Here is an 18,271-nt window from a genome sequence, read left to right as displayed (position 1 = left end):
GGAACGGTGCCGGACCGGCGGAGGCGGCGCGGCTTCAAGCCACGCCGCTCCCCCGCGCCCCGCGGCTGGGGCGCGGCCCTGGCAGTGTGCGCCGTCGTCCTGGCAACCGTCGCCTGCACCCCCATCCCGCCCGGGAACTACGGCCAGGAAGAAGGCAGGAGCCGGCCGCCGTTGAGTCCGCCGTGGTTCGGGGGGTACCTGGATGTCACGCTCACGCCCAACCTCCGGCTCCAGGACCTCCCCCCGAACGGCACGGTCACCACGGTGCTGTCGTTTATCGGTGCGCATCCGAAGAAACCCTGCGAGCCATCTTGGGACGGCTTTTACACCCTGGATGAAGCCAGCAGCCGGATCGACCTGGCCGGACAGCTGAAGGCCTCCCGGGCCGCGGGCAACAGCGCCGCTATCTCCTTCGGCGGGCAGCTCGGTAAGGAGCTGGCGGGAGCGTGCGCCACCGAGGATGCCCTGGTGGCGGCGTACTCGACGGTGATCTCAAAATACGGTGTGGACACGGTCGACTTCGACGTCGAGGGGGACGGCCTGAAAGACGCGGCGGCCGCGGCCCGGCGGGGCGCTGCGGTCGCCAGGCTGCAAGCCGGACGCCCGGCGGACCGTCCGTTGAAGGTGTGGCTGACGCTGCCGGTGTCCTCCGCGGGCCTGACCTCCGACGGCGAGAAGACGGTCGCGGCCATGCTCGACGCCGGGGTCGACCTCGCCGGCGTCAACATCATGGTCATGGACTTCGAACCCCTCGACCCGGGCCGGACGATGCTCGACGCCGCCGTCAGCGCCGCGGAGGCCACGCACCGGAGCCTGGCCAGGCTGTACGGGGCCGCCGGCGAGCAGCTGGATTCCGGCCAGGTGTGGCACCGGATCGGACTCACCCCGATGATCGGTGAGAACGATGTAAAGGGCCAGGTCTTCAGCCTCGCCGATGCCGAACGGCTGAACAGCTTCGCGGTCGAACGCGGCATCGGCCGGATCTCCATGTGGTCCCTGAACCGCGATGCTTCCTGTGCCGCCGGGGCGCAGCGGCAGGCGGGCAGCGCCGCCGCGAACAACTGCAGCGGGGTGAAACAGGAGGCCGGCCAGTACGCGAAGCTGCTCGGCAAGACCCTGACGGTCTGATGCCGGGGCCAGCCGGTCCCGGCTCCCCGGCCGGCCCGGCGTAGGCCCCGGTCAGCCCGGCCGGCCGCCCCTGTCAGCCGGGCCGGCTGCAGAGGATCTGTTCCACTCCCATCCGCCCCTCGGCGAAACTGCGGAGCGCGCCGACCAGGTACAGCCTCCAGACGCGGGCGATTTCCTCACCCATCATCGCCACGGCCGTGTCGTGGTTCTCTTCGAACCGGGCGTACCAGGCCTCCAGGGTGCGGACGTAGTCCCGCCGCATGGCCTGCACGCCTTCGACTTCGAAGCCTGCGTCTTCCAGGAAGCCCAGGGTCTCGCCGACCGGGCGCATGTGCATGTCCGGGGCGATGAACGACTCGATGAACGGCCCTCCGCCGGGGTGCTTGCCGCGCCGGGACATTTGCTGGACGAGGACCTTGCCGCCGGGCACCACGTTGCTGAACAGCGCCGAGGCGTAGACCGGGTAGTTGCGCTGCCCCACGTGCTCGCCCATTTCAAGGGAAGCGACCGCGTCGAACGGTCCGTCCGGTATCTCGCGGTAATCCTGCACCCGGATTTCGACACGGCCCTCGAGCCCGCGTTCCTTGATCCGCGCGTCGATGAAGGCTTTCTGCTCCACGGACAGGGTGACCCCCACGACGTCGGCGCCGTAGTACTGCGCCGCGTGCAGGCTCAGTGAGCCCCAGCCGCAGCCCACGTCGAGCAGCCGCATCCCGGGTTTCAGGCCGATCTTGCGGCACACGAGATCCAGTTTGTCCCGCTGGGCGTCCTCGAGCCCGTACCCCTCGGAGGAATCGGTCCAGTATCCGCTGGAGTATGCCATCTGCGGGTCGAGGATCAGGGCGTAGAAGTCGTTGCTGAGGTCGTAGTGGTGGCTGATCGCCGCCCGGTCGCGCAGCAGGCTGTGCAGCCGTCCGGTCACGCGGGCCTGGCTGGCGGGCGGGGCGGGCGGGGCGCCCAGGGCTCCCGCGGCCCGGGCGATCCGCGCCACGCCGGCGAGCACCGACGGCGTCGGCCGGACGCCCGAGAGTCCGCGGTCCCGCACCACCTTCCAAAGGTGCTCGAGCGCGGCGTTGAGGTCGCCGTCGACGTCGAGCTCCCCGGTCACGTAGGCCTGCGCCGCGCCGAGCTCCCCGGGCGCCCACAGCAGCCGGCGGATGGCGTCCGGGGAGTTCAGCCGGACCACGGGTGCGCCCGCCGGGCCTGCTTCGCTGCCGTCCCACACCACCAGCCGGACGGGGAGTTCCCCGCCGGCCACCGGCCGCAGGACCTCCGCGATGGTTTCCGCCAGCCCCGCCGTCACTGACCGCTCCGGCCGGCCGTGGCGGTGCGGGCCGGCACCTTGTCCAGCACGATTTGCTGGACGTCGAGGTACCCGGTTTCGAACCCGGCGCGGGAGTAGCACAGGTAGAAGAGCCACATGCGCTGGAAGACTTCGTCGAAGCCCAGTCCGCGCACCTCAGCGGCCCGGGACATGAAGCGTTCCTCCCACAGCCGCAGCGTCTGGGCGTAGTGCTCGCCCATGGCCAGCCGCTCGCGGACCCGAAGTCCGGTCTGCTTCTCGGTGACCTCCTCGATGGCCCGGACCGAGGGGATGACCCCGCCCGGGAAGATGTACTTGTGCACCCAGGTGTAGCTGGTCCGGGTGGCGATGAGCCGGTCGTGGCCGATCGTGATCGCCTGGATGGCCACCCTTCCGCCGGGGGCCAGCACGCGTTCGATGGTCTGGAAGTAGGTGGCCCAGTACTCGTAACCGACTGCTTCGATCATCTCGACCGAGACGACGGCGTCGAACTCGCCCTCGACGGCACGGTAATCCTTGAGCTCGATCGTGACGGCGTCGGCGTAGCCAGCCTCGGCCACGCGTTGCCGGGCAAGTTCCTGCTGTTCGCTGGAGAGGGTCACCGAGTACACGCTTGCCCCGCGGGCGGCGGCACGGAGGGCGAGTTCGCCCCAGCCGGTGCCGATTTCCAGCACGCGGGTTCCTTCCGTGACGCCGGCCTTGTCCAGCAGGCGGTCGATCTTGGCCTGCTGGGCGGCGGCGAGGCCGTCCCAGGCGACGTGCCGCAGCGCCTCGCCGCGTTCCGGGAACAGTGCGCTGGAGTAGGTCATCGTGCTGTCCAGGAACGTCGCGAAGAGTTCGTTGGACAGGTCGTAGTGCCGGGAGATGTTGGACCGGGTGTTCTGTTCGGTGTTGCGTTCGGTCCGCGGGGTGCGGGGCAGGTAGAGCCCGCGCAGTTTCTGCAGCGGCTCCGGCACGAGGGAACCGACCCGGGCCGCGAAGACCTCCATCACGGCGGTGAGGTTGTCCGCGTCCCAGTCCCCGGCCATGTAGGACTCGCCCAGGCCGATCAGCCCGCCGTCGCCCAGCCGCCGGGCGAAGTCTTCGGGCCGGTGCATCGTCATGACGGGGTACGCGGCGCCCTGGCTGGAGCCTGAACCGGCGCCGAGACCCAGCTCGGCGCCGTCGGGGTAGCGGACGGTCAGGGGCAGGCGGCGGACCGCGGCGCGGAAGATCGTGTCGGCGACCTTCCCCGCGACCTTGGCCTTGGTGCTGGCCGGAACGGCGGCGACGCTGGGCCAGATCGCGGCGTCAATGACCGCCGGCGGCTGCGGAACGGTGTACGGGACGGCGTACGGCGTGGCCGGGTTCCCGGAAGTCGGGCTGTCCGGGGTGTTAGTTTCCGGCGTGTGGTCGGTCGGCGGCGCCGGGTAGGCTCCGCCCGCTTCGGTCATGGTCACTGGACTGCCTCCTGTGAGGGGTGGTGTGGTCTTTTGATGACGGGCAGGCGGCGTGCCCACAGCTTGATGCCCTGCCAGCGGATCTGCGCCGCGACCCGCAGCGGCGCCAGCGGGACGGCGAGCGCCGCGGCGAGGATGTTCGGCACGGTGGCTTCGCGGCGGACCCCGTCCATGGTGGCGACGAAGGGCTGCTGGCCCTCCCGCTCCAGGATGATCGATACGGCCAGCCGCTCCCCCGGTTCGGGCAACTTCATCCGGTACCGGCCGTCGACGTCGTTGAACGGGGAGACGTAGAACGCCTTGGGGACGGTGGCGCGGCCGGCGGGGTCGGTCTGCAGCAGGTAGCAGTGCCGTTCGCCGTAGGTGTTGTGCACTTCGGCGACGACGCACCGCAGCTGTCCGTCGGGGCCGTGGCACCAGAACAGGCTGAGCGGGTTGAAGACGTGTCCGAAGACGCGGGCGCTGGCCAGCATGGTGATGCGGCCGCCGTCGAGCGTGATGTCGTGGGTGGCGAGGTAGCGTTCGACGTTGCCGCGCAGGCTCCCGGCCGGGTCACCCAGGTGGTCGGCGGCGGAGAACCCCGCCAGCGGCGCGATCCAGCGCGGCAGCGCCGGGAGGGCGTCGACGTCGACGTACCAGCTGTAACTGCAATAGGTGAACGCGTTGCGCAGCGGTGTCCGCCGCACGTGCGCGATCGAGGTGCGGTAGATGGCTGCGCGGCCGCTCATGCGCCCTCCAGCGCGGGGGTCAGCGTTCCGGGGCCCATCGTATCGGCGTCCAACGTGCCGGCGGGGGCCGCCGGTTCCCAGGACCGCCCCAGGGCCGCCGCGGCGCGGACGCCGGAGAGCGCCCCGTCCTCGTGGAAGCCCCAGCCGTGGTAGGCGCCGGCGAAGGCCAGCCGCTCGTCGCCAAGGCCCTGGATCTGTTCCTGGGCGCGCAGCGAGTCCGGGGTGTACTGCGGGTGTTCGTAGACCATGCGCTCCAGGACGGCGCCGTCGCCGATCAGCCCGGATTCGCCGAGGCTGACGATGTAGCGCCCGCCGTCGACCGGGTTCAGCCGCTGCAGCCGGGTCATGTCGTAGCTGACCAGCACCCGGTCGGGTCGGGCGTCGCAGGACGGCAGGCGGTAGTTCCAGGAGGCCTGGGCGTTGCTGCTCTTCGGGAGCACGGCCATGTCGCGGTGGAAGACGGTGTGGTTGACCGAGTAGGGCATGCCCGCCAGGGCGTCCCGTTCGGCGGGCGAGGCGTCGGTGAGCAGGCGCAGCGCCTGCGCCGGGTGGGTGGCGACGACGACGGCGTCGAAGGTCTCCGTGTGCTCGGGGCCGGTGGCGGGTTTGGAGGTGACGTCGACGCCGCCCTCGTGCCGGCGGATCCCGGTGACCGGCGAGGAAAGCCGGATGTCCGTCAGGCCGGCGGCGATCTTGTCCACGTAGCTGCGGGAACCGCCGGTGACGGTGCGCCACTGCGGGGACCCCTTGATCCCGAGCAGGCCGTGGTGGCCGAGGAAGGTGAACAGGTAGCGGGCCGGGTAAGCCAGGGCGGTGGTCGGGTCGCAGGACCAGACGGCGCTGACCACGGGCGTCATGAAGTGGACGATGAAGTAGCTGCTGAACTTTTCCCGATCCAGGAATTCTCCGAGCGTCAGTTCGCTGTCGCCGTCCGCTGCGCCGTCCGTGCCGGCGGCCAGCAGGGCCCTGGCCCGGCGGTAGAACCGCGTGACCTCGAGCAGCATCAGCAGGTAGCGGCCACGCAGCAGGGTGGAGGGCGTGGGGATGATGCCGCGGGCGCCGGCCCGGGCCCCGGCATATTCGAGTCCGCAGCCGTCGCAGCGGATGGACATGCTCATCTCGGACGGCTGGGTCTGGACGCCGAGTTCCTTGAACAGCCGCAGGAGAGTGGGGTAGGTCCGGTTGTTGTGCACGATGAAGCCGGTGTCGATGCCCAGCGCCGTGCCGTCGGGCTGGCGGACATCATGCGTGTGGGCGTGGCCGCCGAGCCGTCCGTCGGCTTCGAAGACACTCACCCGGTCCCGCCGGTTCAGCACGTAGGCGGCGGTCAGGCCGGCCACCCCGCTGCCGATCACGGCGATGCGCCGACCGTCCGGGATGCTCTCTGCTTGCTGCACTGTCTGCTCCTGTTGCCTTGCCTGAATTGTCCTGATGGACCGTCGTATGGGCAATTCGTCGCTGCGGGGCGGCCGGATGAGTGTGAATTTTCGGCGGCCGCTTGAAACCCAATGTGCCAGAATGAAGCCGGATTCCGCTTCCGCCCCACCGAAGCACTGACGCACAACCCCGAAGGACGGCCCGTGATCAACCCCGTGCACCTGCGAACGCTGGTGGAAGTGGTCCGGCTCGGTTCCTTCACGGCGGCCGCGTCCCGGCTCGGTTACACGGCCTCGGCGGTGTCACAGCAGATGTCCGCCCTGGAGCGGGACACCGGGGTGGAGCTGTTCCAGCGCTCGGCCCGCAGCATCCAGCCCACGGAAGCCGCCGTCGTCATGACCCGGCACGCCGCCAAGGTCCTGACCGATATCGACGCCCTGATGGCGGCGGCCGCGCGGACCCACGACAGCGCCAGCCAGGAGCTGCGGCTGGGCATCTTCCCGTCCCTGGCCACGTATGTGCTGCCCCGGATCCTGCAGAATCCGGCGTGGAAGAAACTCGGCATCGAACTGCGGGTCTCCGTGGCGGAGCCCGGACAGACCATCCAGGGGCTGCGCACCGGCGGCGAGCTCGACGTCGCCCTGGTCTACCAGGTGGGCCAGTCGGGCCTGGCGTGGCCGCACACCATCAACCGGCAGTGGATCGGCGACGACGACTTCCGGGTGGTGCTGCCAGCGGCGTGGGGTATCGGCGCGGACGCCCGGGTCGCCGCCGACCACCTCTCCGACATGCCCTGGATCATGCACCACCCCGGCACCTCCGACGCCACCGTGATCGAGCGGCTCTTCGTCGGCTGCAACCTGCACCCGCGGGTGGTGGCGTACAGCGATGACTTCCACGCCAGCCTGGAGATGGCCGCCGCGGGGCTCGGCGCGGCTCTGGTCCCGGAGCTGGCACTGCTGCACCGGCCTGAGGGCGTCGTGGTGCTGGACGTCCCGGAGATCCGGCTGGCCCGCAATGTCTTTGCGCTGCTGCCGAAGGAGAAGCAGACCGCGCAGGTGCAGTTGTTCGTGGAGCTGCTGGCCGACACGTTGCAAAAGCTGGGAACGACGCGCCGGGACTAGGCGCCAGGCCGGGGTCAGCCCTCGGTGTCAGGGCCGGACGTCAGGAGCGGCGCCGCAACTTCCCGGCGGGCGCGACGAGGGCGCTGATGAGCCGGTGCTTGGCCTTCGTGTACGGCGGATAGATCAGTTCCAGGGTGTCCGGCCAGGACGGTTTGGACAGGGTGGAGCGTTCGTGGGAGAAGGTCCGTACCGAATGTTCCCCGTGGTAGGCGCCCATGCCGCTGTTGCCCACCCCGCCGAACGGCAGCCCCGGAACGCTCAGGTGCGCCGCCGGAACGTCGAAGCAGAGCGCCCCGGACGAGGTCTCCTCGGAGAACGCCTGGCGGGTGCCGGCGTCGTTGCTGAAAACGTAGAGGGCCAGCGGCTTGGCGCCGGCGTTGATCATCCGGATCGCCTCCGCGCGCCCGCTGACCGGAACCAGCGGCAGCAGCGGCCCGAAGATCTCCTCCCCCATCACCGCGTCGCCCGGCGCGGGCCGCAGCAGGCTCGGGGCGAAGTAGCGGCTGGCGGCATTCCGTCCGCCGCCGTGGACCACCGTGCTGCCGTCCGCGAGCGCCGCGACCCGGTCGAAGTGCCGGTCGTTGACGATCCGGCCGTAAGAGTCGCTCCGCGCCGGGTCGCTGCCGAACAGCGTGGTGATCGCTTTGACCAGTTCGCGCTGCAACGGCTCCAGCACCTCTTCGGTGGCCAGGACGTAGTCCGGTGCCACGCAGGTCTGGCCCGCGTTCATGAACCGGCCCCAGGCCAGCCGCTTTGCCGTCTTGGCCAGGTCCGCGGTGGAGTCCACGTACGCCGGGGACTTGCCGCCCAGTTCCAGGGTGACCGGCGTCAGGTGCTCGGCCGCGGCCCGCAGCACCACCTTCGCGGCGGCTTCCCCGCCGGTGAAGAAGATGTGGTCGAAGCGCATCCCGAGCAGGGCCGTGGTTTCGGGGATGCCGCCCTCGATGACTTCGGCTGCGCCGGGAAGGTACTCCGGGATCCAGCGGGCCAGGGCGGCGGACGTGGCGGGAGCGTGTTCGCTGGGTTTGAGCACCGCCGTGTTGCCGGCGGCAAGGGCGCCGGCCAGCGGCGCCAGCAGCAGCTGCAACGGGTAGTTCCACGGCCCGATCACCAGCACCACGCCCAGCGGGGTCAGCTCGGTCCAGGCCTTGGCCGGCTGTACGGCCAGCGGGACGGAGACCGGCCTTGGCTTCAGCCACGCGGCCAGGTGCTTCTCCAGGTGCGCGGCCTCGGCGGTGACGAAGCCGATTTCGGTCAGCTGGGCCTCGGTCTCATGCTTGCCCAGGTCGCCGGCGAGGGCGGCGGCGAACTCGCCGCGGCGCTCGACCAGCATCCGGCGCAGGTTGCCGAGCTGCTCGAGGCGCCAGGCGAGCGGGCGGGTGGTTCCGCTGTCAAAGACTTCGCGGGCGCGGGCGACGGCGGCGGCTACGGTGTGCATCCGTTCAATGTACCTGCCGGGAGACCCGCTCCGGCGGCGGCGCCGCGCAATTGCCGCCGGATGGTGGAACGGGGCGGGTTTGAGGACTATGTTGAAGTCATGAGCAAGGTAGCAAGCCGGCACTTTGGAGAGATCGAGCTCAACCACGGTCGTGACCATAATTTCGCTGCGAAGCACGAACTTGACGGCCAGCCCCTGGAGCTTGACCTCAATGTCAACGCCCATGACCACTTCGACGAGGCGGCCCTGCACAAGGTCGACTACCGGCTGCGGTTCCTGCCGGAGCTGGTGGACCAGGTCCGCGAGATGATCGCCGAGGAGCTGGACCAGGAGGGCACCAGTCCGCAGGAGTACCTTCGCTTCCACTGCAACGCTCTCAAGCCCGAGCACCTGAAGCAGGTCTTCGGCGTCGAGGACAAGGCGCAGCTGACCAACCAGGTCTTCCTCAAGGCGTTGAAGCTGGGCCACGTGGGCATCTTCCCGGGCCAGCCGGAGCGCTACTTCGTCCTGGACTTCACCTTGGGCGCACACTTCACCGATGAGGTGCTGGTGGCTTCCGCGGACGAGGACGGCGTCGTCGACGACGAGATCCTCTGGGAGTCCTAAAGCTGAGTGGAACCCACGACGGCGGCCGGTCACCCTGGGAGGTGGCCAGCCGCCGTCGCTGTTTCATCTGGCCGGCTTTCCCGGCCGGGGGCTAGACGGCGGCTTCGAGCAGTCCGGCGCGGACCGTCCGCGCCGCGCCGACCAGGTGCCGCAGCGATTCCTCGGTCTCGGCGTAGCCGCGGGTCTTCAGGCCGCAGTCCGGGTTGACCCACAGCTGGCGGGCCGGGACATGCCTGACCGCGGTGCTGAGCAGTTCGGCGACTTCCTGTTCTGCCGGGACGCGGGGCGAATGGATGTCATAAACGCCCGGGCCCACACCGCGGCCGAAGCCGTGCGCCTCGAGGTCGTGCACCACCTCCATGCGGGAGCGGGCCGCCTCGATGGAGGTCACGTCGGCGTCGAGGCCGTCGATCGCATCGATGATGGCGCCGAACTCGGAGTAGCACAGGTGGGTGTGGATCTGGGTGGCGTCCGCGGCGCCGGCCGTGGCGAGACGGAACGACCTGACGGACCAGTCCAGGTACGCGGCCTGGTCGGCGCGGCGCAGCGGCAGGAGCTCACGCAGCGCCGGCTCGTCGACCTGGATGATGTTGATTCCGGCCGCTTCCAGGTCCGCGATTTCGTCCCGGAGGGCCAGCGCCACCTGGTTGGCGGTCTCCCCCAGGGGCTGGTCGTCGCGGACGAAGGACCAGGCCAGGATGGTGACCGGACCGGTGAGCATGCCCTTCATCGGCTTGCTGGTCAGCGACTGCGCGTACCGGGCCCACTCCACCGTGATCGGGGCGCTGCGGGTGACGTCGCCCCACAGGATGGAGGGCCGGGTGCAGCGCGAGCCGTAGGACTGGACCCAGCCGTGCACGGTGACATCGAAGCCCTCAAGGTTCTCCGCGAAGTACTGCACCATGTCGTTGCGTTCGGGCTCGCCGTGGACCAGGACGTCGAAGCCGAGCTCTTCCTGCAGCTCCACGACGCGCTTGATTTCATCCTTCATGAGCTGCTCGTACTGCGCGCTGCTGAGTTCGCCCTTGGCGGCCCGGGCCCGGGCGGTGCGGATCTCGGCGGTCTGCGGGAAGGAGCCGATCGTGGTGGTGGGCAGCGGGGACAGCTGCAGGGCCGCCGCCTGCGCGACCTCGCGGACGCCGTAGTCGGAGCGGCTGAAGTCGGCCTCGGTCAGCGCCGCCGTGCGTGCCCTGACCTCGGTGCGGCGGACCCCCTCGGCGGCGGCGCGGGAAGCGATGACGGCCTTCGCTTCCTCGATTGCCGGCTGCACGGCGGCCGGATCGGTCAGCAGCCCGGCGAGGGTGACCACCTCCACGGCTTTCTGGTCGGCGAAGGCCAGCCAGCTGCGCAGCTGCGCGGAGAGCTGGGTCTCCTCTTCGACGTCGTGCGGGACGTGCTGCGTGGAGGTGGAGGTGCTCACGGCGAGCCTGGCGGCGGACTGCCGGAGCTCGGCGATTTTGGCCGCCGAGGCCCCAAGGTCGTTGCGCCAGATGTTGTGCCCGTCCACGACGCCGGCGACGAGGGTCGTGTTCCCCAGCGCCGCCAGCGCGGCGGCGGACGGCACCTGGCCCTTGAAGACATCCAGGTGCAGGGCGTCGATGCCGGTCGCGGCGAGGGTGCCGAGCTGGCCGTCGAGTGAGCCGTACGGGGTAGAGACGAAGAGCTGCGGCCGACGGGCCGCGGCGGCGAGGACCTCGTAGGCGCGGGCGGCCGCGGCCTGGACGTGGCCGGCCGGGGCCGCGTGGTCGGCGACGAGGGCGGGTTCGTCGAGCTGGATCCAGGCCGCCCCGGCCGCCGCGAGCTTCTCCAGCAGCGCGGTGTAGACCGGCAGGACATCCTCGAGCCGGGACAGCGGGTCGAAGCCGGCCGGGGCGTCGTCGGAGGCCTTGCTCAGCAGCAGGAACGTGACGGGCCCGACGAGGTACGGGCGGGTCTGCACGCCGTGGGCGAGGGCGTATTCGAACTCGTCGACGATCCGGGAGGAAGCCGGCGTGAAGCGGGTTTCCGGGCCGATCTCCGGGACGAGGTAGTGGTAATTGGTGTCGAACCACTTGGTCATTTCCAGCGGCGGCTGGTCCTTGGTGCCGCGGGCCAGGGTGAAGTAGCCATCGATGCCGAGCTGGCCGTCCGCGTCCAGGAGGGTGCCGAAGCGGGCGGGGACGGCGCCGAGGTGGGCGGCGGCGTCCAGCACCTGGTCGTAGAAGGAGAAGGTGCCGGGGATGGCGGCGGGCTCGGTCAAGCCAAGCTCCTGGAGCCGGCGGGCGGTCCCGAGCTGGATCTGTTTGGCGGCCGCGTCCAGGGCGGCGGCGTCGATCCGGCCGGCCCAGTATGCCTCGACGGCCTTTTTGAGTTCGCGGCGGCGGCCGATCCGGGGGTAGCCGAGGATTGAGGCGGACGGGAAGGGGGTGGTGTGCTGTGCAGTCATGGCAGGTCCTTGGGTGGTGTGGTGGGTGTCAGCTGGCGAGGCGGCGCTCGGTGCCGCGGCGCGGTGCGGAGCTCCGGCGGGCGACGGGCCGGGCGCCAGGCCTGGGCAGCGCGAGCCGGTCCAGCACGTCGAGGGCGCTGGCGTGCTCGTTGAAGGTGTAGAGGTGCAGGCCGGGGGCGCCGGCGTCGAGCGCGGCGTTGGCGAGGTCCACGGTGGCGGCGACCCCGATCCGGTTGCGTTCGGCGTCTGTGTCGGCGGCAGCGAGCCGTCCGAGCAGCTCCGGGGCGGGTTCGACGCCGGTCAGTTCGCCCAGCCGGGTCAGCCGGCGGACGCTGGTCAGCGGCATGACGCCGGGGATGATCGGGATGGTGACGCCGGCCCGGCGGGCCCGGGCCAGCAGCTGCTCGTACTGGCCCGGGTGGAAGAACACCTGCGTGATGGCGAAGTCGGCGCCGGAGCGCTGCTTGGCGAGCAGCACCTCGACGTCGTGCGCCTCGCTGGGCGATTCCGGGTGCCGGGACGGGTAGGCCGCGACGCCGACCGCGACTTTGCCCGCACAGAGCAGGGCCGAGCGGCGCTGTTCGACGCGGCGGATCAGCTCGATCAGGTCCTGGGCGTAGCGCAGGGACCCCGGGGCCGGCTCGGTCCCGTCCTTGGGCTGGTCCCCGCGGAGGGCCAGGATGCCGCGGACGCCGACGTCGAGCAGTTCGCCGATGACGCCGGCCAGTTGCTGCGGGGTGTTGCCGACGCAGGTCAGGTGGGCCAGCGGCCGCAGGGTGGTTTCCTGGACGAGCCGGTTGATCAGTTCGACGGCGGTGCCGCGGTTGGAGCCGCTCGCGCCGTAGGTGACGGACACGTAGTCCGGGTTGGTCGTTTCCAGTTCACCGATGGTGGTCCAGAGCGACTCCGCAGCCGCGGGTGAGCGCGGCGGGAAGAGTTCGTAGGACAAGGCGACAGGCGCGGTGGCGGCCGGATGGGGATGTGCGTCGATAAGGCTGGGAGGTGACATTTGCGTCCTTGGCTGTGGGTCATCGCCGCCAGCTGGGCCGGGATCCGGCCGGCGCTGGCGCCAATGAGGTGAGTTTGGAAACACGGAGGGAACTTCGGCAGGACGCAGCCGCGACTGGTACGCCTGGGGGAAGCTGTCCGTGAGCAAATGTCAGGCCCACATGGGGGCACCCACACCCTCCTGGGCGGCGCCGGATGGTTCCGGTGGCGGGCCCGCAGCGGAGGATCGCTGACACGTTACGGAAGTAACTTGGCTACGACTCTAGGCGGTGCCGGAAGGGGCGCACAAGCCGGTCGCCGAATTAAGACGCGGTTTTACGTCATCGAGGCACCGCTGGTTGAATATTCTTCGGCGGAAATCCCCCTGCGCCGCCGGGTCGGTCCGGTGGCGGGGCGTGATGCTCAGTGCGGAAGGACCCTCCCCAGGCCACCGGTGCGGGTCTATCCTGTGCACATGATTCAGCTTCCAGCCAGTTACCAGGAGTATCTCGCCGGCAAGAGCGAGAGCCTCGTCAACACCGTGCGGCCCATTTTGATGCAGTCCGCTGCGGACGGCCGGCACGGCGTCCGGGTGGTCGTCCACCCCCACGACCATCAGGCGCACCTCGACGACACCATCCCGTTCGGGACCGTCATCGAGGACATCGACTAGCGTCCGGAGCCCCGCAAGGCCCGGCCCGCTCGCCTAGCCTTCGAGCAGAAGGCGCTGCGACCGGGGTGCCAGCGTGTGTTCGAGCACCAGGCAGGCCGCACCCACGGCGCCCACGTCCTCCCCCACGCCGGTGCCGACGACGTCGACGCCGTGAATTTTCCCGGTGGCGCTGCTGCGGCCCACCAGCTCGGGAAGCAGTTCCAGGTAGGCGGGCGAGAGGCAGGTCCAGAACGGGCCGCCGAAGACGACGCGGTCCACGTCCAGGGCATTGGTCACCGCGGAAACGGCCCTGCCGACCAGCACCGCGGACTTCCTGATGATCTCAACGGCTGTCTCGTTGCCGCCGTAGGCCAGGGCACAGAGTTCGGCGAAGCTTTCCTGCACGGCGGGCGCGCTGCGGTCGCCCCGGGAACCGTCCAGCACCCCGGCGGCCTCGGCCTGCGCCACGAGGACCTGCGGGATGGCGGATGACTTCACGCAGCCCCGCTGGCCGCAGTCGCAGAGCGGGCCGTCCGGGTCCACGATGATATGGCCGATTTCGCCGGCGTTGCCCGACGTCCCACGGATGACCTCGTCATTGATCACCACACCGCAGCCGATGCCGGTGCCCATGTACATGAACACGAAGCTGCCGGCCCCACTGGGCCCGCCGGCCCAGGTCTCTGCGACGGCAGCGCTGGTGACGTCCTTGTCCAGCAGCGTGGACAGGCCGGTCGCTTCGGCGAGGGTGTCGCGCAGCCGCACCCGGTCCCACCCCGGCAGCAGCGGCGGATCCACCACGGCGCCTTCGCCGAGATCGATCGGCCCCGGCGACGCCACCCCCAGCCCCGCCACCTTGGCCGGATCGACGCCGGAGTCCTGGATCAGCTGCCGGATTTCGGTGGCGATGGTGCCGATGATCGATTCCGGGTCCGTGCGGGAGGGGGTTTTGAGCCGGGAATGCTTGACGACCGCGCCGACGAGATCCAGCACGACGAAGGTCAGGACGGCGGGATCGAGGTGGACGCCGACGGCGTACATTCCGCCCGGATTGAGCCGCAGCATGGTGCGCGGCTTCCCGGGCCCGGACCCTTCCTTGCCGGCTTCCACGATCAGGTTCTGGTCCAGCAGGCGCCGGGAAATATTGGAGATGGTCTGCGGCGACAGGCCGACCATCTGTGCGAGCTCGACGCGGCTCAGCCCGGCCGGGGCCCGACGGATGGCGTCCAGGATGACGGTGAGGTTGAAGTCGCCCATGCGTGGGAGGTTGGTTCCGCGCCGAGGCGAGGGTGTGCGGATCTCAGTCACTGATACCTCTCAACGTCTTTGGCAAAGCACAGCCGATGTCAGAATCGTACGTTACCGACGGCGCTGGCCCCACCCGCGGGCGTCACGATCAGGCTGGTTCGGCGTCCGGTTCGGCGGCCGCGGCCGGTGCCGCTGCCGACGGTGCCTGCGCGGCGCCGCGCGGCGGCTCTTGCCGCACGCTGACCGTGACGGTGAATTTGCGGTTGCGGCCGGCCTCCCGGGTGGGCCCCACCATCCGCTGGAGGGCGGGCCGGTACTGCAAATGGCTGTTGAAGACCGTCCACAGTTCCCCGCCCGGCGCCAGGACGCGGGCGGCCGCCTCGATGAGTTTGAGCCCGGCGCCGGCGTGGACTGCGGCGCCCAGATGGAACGGCGGGTTGAGCAGGACCAGCCCTGCACAGCCGTCCGGCAGGGAGCTCACGGCGTCGTCCTGCAGCGTCTCGATCTGTTCGTCCAGGCCGTTGGCGCGGGCGGTGGCCCGGGCGGAGTCGACGGCCGCTGCCGAGCGGTCGGTAGCCGTGACCCGGGCGCGCGGATGGCTGCGCGCATAGGCCGCGGCCAGGACGCCGGTGCCGCAGCCGAGATCCACGGCGTGGGCGACGTCGGGCAGTTCGGGGAGGAAGTCCAGGAGGAACCGGGTGCCGATGTCCAGCCCTGTGCCGGCGAAGGCTGCACCGCGGGCGCAGACGGTCAGCCCGAGCCCGGCGTGCCGTTCGGCGACCGGGAACGGCGCGGCTCCGTCGACGGCTTTGGCCCCGCGCACCAGGAGGACGCGTGACTTTTGCCTGGCCAGCTGGGGTTGGACGTGCCGGAAGTAGCGTTCCAGTACGGTGTTCATGCCCAGGCTCATGTGCTTGATCCTGCCGCCGGCCAGCACGGTCACGCCGGGGGCGGCGTACCGGGCGACGGCGTCGGCGATCTCTTCGAGTTCGGCCAGGGACCGCGGCAGCTGGAGCAGGACCAGGCCGGCGTCCCGGACCGCGTCGTGAAGCGGGAGCTGCTCGAAGCCGCCGGTGAGGCCGGCGGCCTCGGCGTTGCGCCTCAAGGCGCGTTCGCCGGTGACCAGGTCCTCGTGGACACGAATGATGCTGTCCGCCCCGGCGGCGCCGTCCCGGCCCCAGCCGGTCAGGCGCAGCCCCAGGGTCAGGGCGCCGTAGCGGTCCCCCACGACGGCGGTCCGGACGCCGGGGGCAAGGTCACCGCTGGCCCGCAGCGCGGCGGCGGTGTCCAGCAGCAGGCGGTCCGTGGCATCCCAGGCCTGCAGGTTGGGCGCCTCGACGTCGGGGGCCCTCCGCAGCAGGGAGAACAGGGAGTCGAGGTCTTCTTCCGCCATGTGCACCGCTTGCCGCCGTTCTCTCGCGCCGTTTCGGTCGTTCCTGGGCCGCACCGCACCCGGGGGCTTCCCGCGCCAAGCAGCCGCCTGCCCGGCCTGTCGGCTTAAAAAGGTGAGGTCCCGCTCGCTGAGCGGGACCTCGTTCGGTGGAGCTGAGGGGACTCGAACCCCTGACCCCCTGCATGCCATGCAGGTGCGCTACCAGCTGCGCCACAGCCCCGAAACCGCTGCTTCTCCAACCTTCCCAGTGGGCGGTTCGATCAAGCAACCTGATTAGCTTAATCTACATTTGCCGCTGACGCTAATCGGCGCGCCGACGCGCATTTCGGCGGGATGGCCGGCACCTGGAAGCCGGCCGGCAGTCCCGGAAACCAAAAAATCCGCCGGAATCTTTCGATTCCGGCGGATTATCCGGTGGAGCTGAGGGGACTCGAACCCCTGACCCCCTGCATGCCATGCAGGTGCGCTACCAGCTGCGCCACAGCCCCGTATTCTTGCCGTTCCGGTTTCATTCTCTCCGGAGCAACTCAAATATCTTAGACCAGCACTTCTGAAAATTCCAAATCGGGCATATTCAGAATCCGGTGCCGCCCGGTCCGGCTGTCCGCTACTCGGTTTCGGTGGCGGGAGCCGTGGTGGCGGTGGCTTCGTCGCCCAGCTGGAGGTCCACGACGGGGCAGTCCTTCCAGAGGCGCTCCAGGGCGTAGAAGACGCGGTCCTCCTCATGCTGGACGTGGATGACGACGTCGGCGTAGTCCAGCAGGACCCAGCGGCCGCCGGAGCGCCCCTCGCGGCGGACCGGCTTCAGGTCGTGCTTGGACAGTTCGTCTTCGATGCCGTCGACGATGGCGTTTACCTGGCGTTCCGAGGGGGCGGAGGCGATCAGGAAAACGTCGGCCAGGGCCAGCCGTTCGCTGACGTCGAGGGCCACGATGTCCTGGGCCAGTTTGTCTGCGGCGGCGTGGGCTGCCTGGCGGGCGGTCGTGATGGATGAATCGGTGGCAGTCATTGGACTCCTTGGTGAAGGGGAAAGCTGGTGGATGGGGACGGGCTGGCCGCCGGGGTGCGTTGGGCGCCGGCTGCCGGCGGGGCGGTGCGGGACCGCGGAGACGGGACGGGTTAGCCGGCCAGCCCGGTGATGATCAGGATGATGCCTGCGATGAGCGCCAGCACGCCAAGGGCCAGGACCCCGAGCTGGATGGCGCGCAGGCGCCGGGCCCGGCCGAGCCCGGCCGTGGCGGCGTCCAGCGGATCGAGCCCGTACGCGGCGTTGGCGGCCACGGGAGGCCTGGCCGCCGGCTCTTCCTCGGCCGCCGCCTCGACGCCGGCAGGCCGGCGGCGGACGGAGGCAGCCTGCGCGGCGGCCTCTGCCCGGGCCAGGACGCCGGAGCGTCCGTCCGCCGGGCCGGCGTCGCGCTTGCGGGCCGATCCGGGCCTACGCGCGGTGCGAGGCGGCTGGACCTTGGGGCTGGAGTTGGTGACCAGCGGGACGTAGGACGTTGCCGGGCGTTTCATCACCGGCCGGTCGATGCCGGGGACGGCTTCGAATTCCAGCGGCGTGACCATGGCGAGGTTGCTCGCCGTCGAGGGCCCGTTGCTGGGCGTCTCGGTGCGCGGCTGGCCGGGACGCGGCGCGGCCGGCTGGCTGTTTTGTGCGGCGAGCTTTTGCTTTGCTGCCGCCCGCCGGTTGAGCACCGCGGCACGTTCGGCCAGGGCGATCTGCTCGGCAAGGACTTCCGGGTTGACCGCGTCCGGGTCAGTGGCTGCGATGTGTTCCATCTTGGCAACCTGGTTGCGCGCCTGTTCGGCGAGGAGTTCGCGCGCGGCGAGGGCCTGTTCGACACTCATCCCCTCGGGCAGCTTTGCCTCCGGCCCGGGGCCGGCCGACGCGCCGGCAGGCGCGGTGCCGGGGCCGGGAGCGGCGCCGGTAGCGGGAGCGGCCGGCTCCGGAGCCTTAGGAGCGGCGGCAGGCCCGGCAAGGCCCTTGTCGGCGGCACTCTTCGGTGCAACCACCGGGTGGGACCGGGTCCGCGGCGACGGCATCGGAACGATCGGGTTGGCCGAGGTCGCCGGGGCGGTCTCCTCGGCCAGCTGCTGGAGCCGGAGCTGCCGGCGCGTCGGGGTCCCGCCGGGCGCGAGCTGGCCCTCCTTTTCGGCGAGCTCCTTGATGGTGCGCAACGCGGCGCGGTCACGGGCGCGGACCTGGGACGAGCGCTCGGCTGCGGAGGTCGTCCGGACCGAGTCCACCGGCCCGGGAATGCGCCGCCGGCCGGTGGTTTCGGCCTCCGTGGGCGCTTCCGGCCGCGCGCCATTGGCCGGGTTGTCCGGCGTCGCGGCGCCCGGGTTGGCGTCCTGGCGTTCACCCCTGGCCTGGCGCAGTTCGCGTCGGCTGCGGATGGGGGGCTGTTCCTGACTCATTGAAG

Annotated in this window: 15 protein-coding genes and 2 tRNA genes; 4 read left to right on the top strand and 13 right to left on the bottom strand. The window is 70.6% G+C overall.

Translation table 11 applies throughout. The features are described 5' to 3' along the window. The first annotated feature begins 6 nt into the window (after positions 1–6). Complete coding sequence (locus ACTWLI_RS12850) at positions 7–1,128, top strand: chitinase (RefSeq protein WP_445154193.1); 1,122 nt, start codon at positions 7–9, stop codon at positions 1,126–1,128. A 73-nt stretch (positions 1,129–1,201) separates the two neighbouring features. On the opposite strand, the gene ACTWLI_RS12845 is transcribed toward ACTWLI_RS12850, so the two are convergent. The 4 genes from ACTWLI_RS12845 to ACTWLI_RS12830 are packed head-to-tail and all read right to left on the bottom strand — an operon-like array spanning position 1,202 to position 5,995. Next, positions 1,202–2,431, bottom strand: a complete 1,230-nt coding sequence (locus tag ACTWLI_RS12845; protein WP_445154192.1) for a class I SAM-dependent methyltransferase — start codon at positions 2,429–2,431, stop codon at positions 1,202–1,204. Next, complete coding sequence (locus tag ACTWLI_RS12840; protein WP_445156182.1) at positions 2,428–3,864, bottom strand: class I SAM-dependent methyltransferase; 1,437 nt, start codon at positions 3,862–3,864, stop codon at positions 2,428–2,430. The genes ACTWLI_RS12845 and ACTWLI_RS12840 overlap by 4 nt, the downstream gene beginning before the upstream one ends. Before the next feature lie 2 nt (positions 3,865–3,866). After that, positions 3,867–4,598, bottom strand: coding sequence for a DUF1365 domain-containing protein (locus ACTWLI_RS12835; RefSeq protein ID WP_445154191.1), 732 nt, complete (start codon positions 4,596–4,598; stop codon positions 3,867–3,869). Continuing rightward, positions 4,595–5,995 carry an NAD(P)/FAD-dependent oxidoreductase gene (locus ACTWLI_RS12830; protein WP_445154190.1) on the bottom strand — a complete coding sequence of 467 codons (1,401 nt, stop codon included), beginning with the start codon at positions 5,993–5,995 and terminating at the stop codon, positions 4,595–4,597. Before ACTWLI_RS12830 ends, ACTWLI_RS12835 begins: the two co-directional genes overlap by 4 nt. Positions 5,996–6,178: 183 nt before the next feature. On the opposite strand from ACTWLI_RS12830, the gene ACTWLI_RS12825 reads away from it, so the two are divergent. Continuing rightward, a complete protein-coding gene (locus tag ACTWLI_RS12825; RefSeq protein ID WP_445154189.1) occupies positions 6,179–7,099 on the top strand; it encodes a LysR family transcriptional regulator in 921 nt (306 codons plus the stop codon). Positions 7,100–7,139: 40 nt separating this feature from the next. Here ACTWLI_RS12825 and ACTWLI_RS12820 read toward each other — a convergent pair whose 3' ends face one another. Then, positions 7,140–8,537: an aldehyde dehydrogenase family protein gene (locus ACTWLI_RS12820; protein ID WP_445154188.1), complete on the bottom strand. Its 1,398-nt coding sequence runs from the start codon at positions 8,535–8,537 to the stop codon at positions 7,140–7,142. Between the two features lie 99 nt (positions 8,538–8,636). On the opposite strand from ACTWLI_RS12820, the gene ACTWLI_RS12815 reads away from it, so the two are divergent. Continuing rightward, positions 8,637–9,143, top strand: a complete 507-nt coding sequence (locus ACTWLI_RS12815; RefSeq protein WP_056738714.1) for a DUF2004 domain-containing protein — start codon at positions 8,637–8,639, stop codon at positions 9,141–9,143. Positions 9,144–9,234: 91 nt separating this feature from the next. Here the strand turns inward: ACTWLI_RS12815 and metE are convergent, their stop codons facing one another. Together metE and ACTWLI_RS12805 are read right to left on the bottom strand one after the other, a co-directional pair. Next, positions 9,235–11,568, bottom strand: a complete 2,334-nt coding sequence (gene metE / locus ACTWLI_RS12810; protein ID WP_445154187.1) for a 5-methyltetrahydropteroyltriglutamate--homocysteine S-methyltransferase — start codon at positions 11,566–11,568, stop codon at positions 9,235–9,237. 28 nt (positions 11,569–11,596) lie between these two features. Continuing rightward, complete coding sequence (locus ACTWLI_RS12805) at positions 11,597–12,577, bottom strand: methylenetetrahydrofolate reductase (protein WP_445154186.1); 981 nt, start codon at positions 12,575–12,577, stop codon at positions 11,597–11,599. Positions 12,578–13,030: 453 nt separating this feature from the next. On the opposite strand from ACTWLI_RS12805, the gene ACTWLI_RS12800 reads away from it, so the two are divergent. Continuing rightward, positions 13,031–13,228 carry a hypothetical protein gene (locus ACTWLI_RS12800; protein WP_056738712.1) on the top strand — a complete coding sequence of 66 codons (198 nt, stop codon included), beginning with the start codon at positions 13,031–13,033 and terminating at the stop codon, positions 13,226–13,228. 33 nt (positions 13,229–13,261) lie between these two features. On the opposite strand, the gene ACTWLI_RS12795 is transcribed toward ACTWLI_RS12800, so the two are convergent. The 6 genes from ACTWLI_RS12795 to ACTWLI_RS12770 form a co-directional block, all read right to left on the bottom strand. Next, positions 13,262–14,464 carry an ROK family transcriptional regulator gene (locus ACTWLI_RS12795; RefSeq protein WP_445154185.1) on the bottom strand — a complete coding sequence of 401 codons (1,203 nt, stop codon included), beginning with the start codon at positions 14,462–14,464 and terminating at the stop codon, positions 13,262–13,264. A 139-nt stretch (positions 14,465–14,603) separates the two neighbouring features. Beyond that, positions 14,604–15,848 (bottom strand): class I SAM-dependent methyltransferase, encoded by a 1,245-nt coding sequence (locus tag ACTWLI_RS12790; RefSeq protein WP_445154184.1) that lies wholly within the window; start codon positions 15,846–15,848, stop codon positions 14,604–14,606. Positions 15,849–15,995: 147 nt separating this feature from the next. Then, a tRNA-Ala gene (locus ACTWLI_RS12785) sits at positions 15,996–16,068 on the bottom strand. A gap of 195 nt (positions 16,069–16,263) precedes the next feature. Further along, positions 16,264–16,336 (bottom strand) — tRNA-Ala (locus tag ACTWLI_RS12780). A gap of 119 nt (positions 16,337–16,455) precedes the next feature. Further along, complete coding sequence (gene rsfS / locus ACTWLI_RS12775) at positions 16,456–16,857, bottom strand: ribosome silencing factor (RefSeq protein WP_056738370.1); 402 nt, start codon at positions 16,855–16,857, stop codon at positions 16,456–16,458. Between the two features lie 110 nt (positions 16,858–16,967). Next, a complete protein-coding gene (locus ACTWLI_RS12770) occupies positions 16,968–18,266 on the bottom strand; it encodes a hypothetical protein (protein ID WP_445154183.1) in 1,299 nt (432 codons plus the stop codon). Between the last annotated feature and the right edge of the window lie 5 nt (positions 18,267–18,271).

The sequence above is a fragment of the Arthrobacter sp. Hor0625 genome (assembly GCF_052567525.1).
Note: the sequence above shows the minus strand (reverse complement) of the source record. Positions and strands in the feature narration are given on the sequence as shown.

Coding starts and splice junctions, on each gene's coding strand:
- ACTWLI_RS12820 (WP_445154188.1), bottom strand. CDS start 8,537: ATGCACACCGTAGCCGCCGCCGTCGCCCGCGCCCGCGAAGTCTTTGAC.
- ACTWLI_RS12840 (WP_445156182.1), bottom strand. CDS start 3,864: ATGACCGAAGCGGGCGGAGCCTACCCGGCGCCGCCGACCGACCACACG.
- ACTWLI_RS12790 (WP_445154184.1), bottom strand. CDS start 15,848: ATGGCGGAAGAAGACCTCGACTCCCTGTTCTCCCTGCTGCGGAGGGCC.
- ACTWLI_RS12800 (WP_056738712.1), top strand. CDS start 13,031: ATGATTCAGCTTCCAGCCAGTTACCAGGAGTATCTCGCCGGCAAGAGC.
- ACTWLI_RS12815 (WP_056738714.1), top strand. CDS start 8,637: ATGAGCAAGGTAGCAAGCCGGCACTTTGGAGAGATCGAGCTCAACCAC.
- metE (WP_445154187.1), bottom strand. CDS start 11,568: ATGACTGCACAGCACACCACCCCCTTCCCGTCCGCCTCAATCCTCGGC.
- ACTWLI_RS12770 (WP_445154183.1), bottom strand. CDS start 18,266: ATGAGTCAGGAACAGCCCCCCATCCGCAGCCGACGCGAACTGCGCCAG.
- ACTWLI_RS12805 (WP_445154186.1), bottom strand. CDS start 12,577: ATGTCACCTCCCAGCCTTATCGACGCACATCCCCATCCGGCCGCCACC.
- ACTWLI_RS12795 (WP_445154185.1), bottom strand. CDS start 14,464: ATGGGCGACTTCAACCTCACCGTCATCCTGGACGCCATCCGTCGGGCC.
- ACTWLI_RS12835 (WP_445154191.1), bottom strand. CDS start 4,598: ATGAGCGGCCGCGCAGCCATCTACCGCACCTCGATCGCGCACGTGCGG.
- rsfS (WP_056738370.1), bottom strand. CDS start 16,857: ATGACTGCCACCGATTCATCCATCACGACCGCCCGCCAGGCAGCCCAC.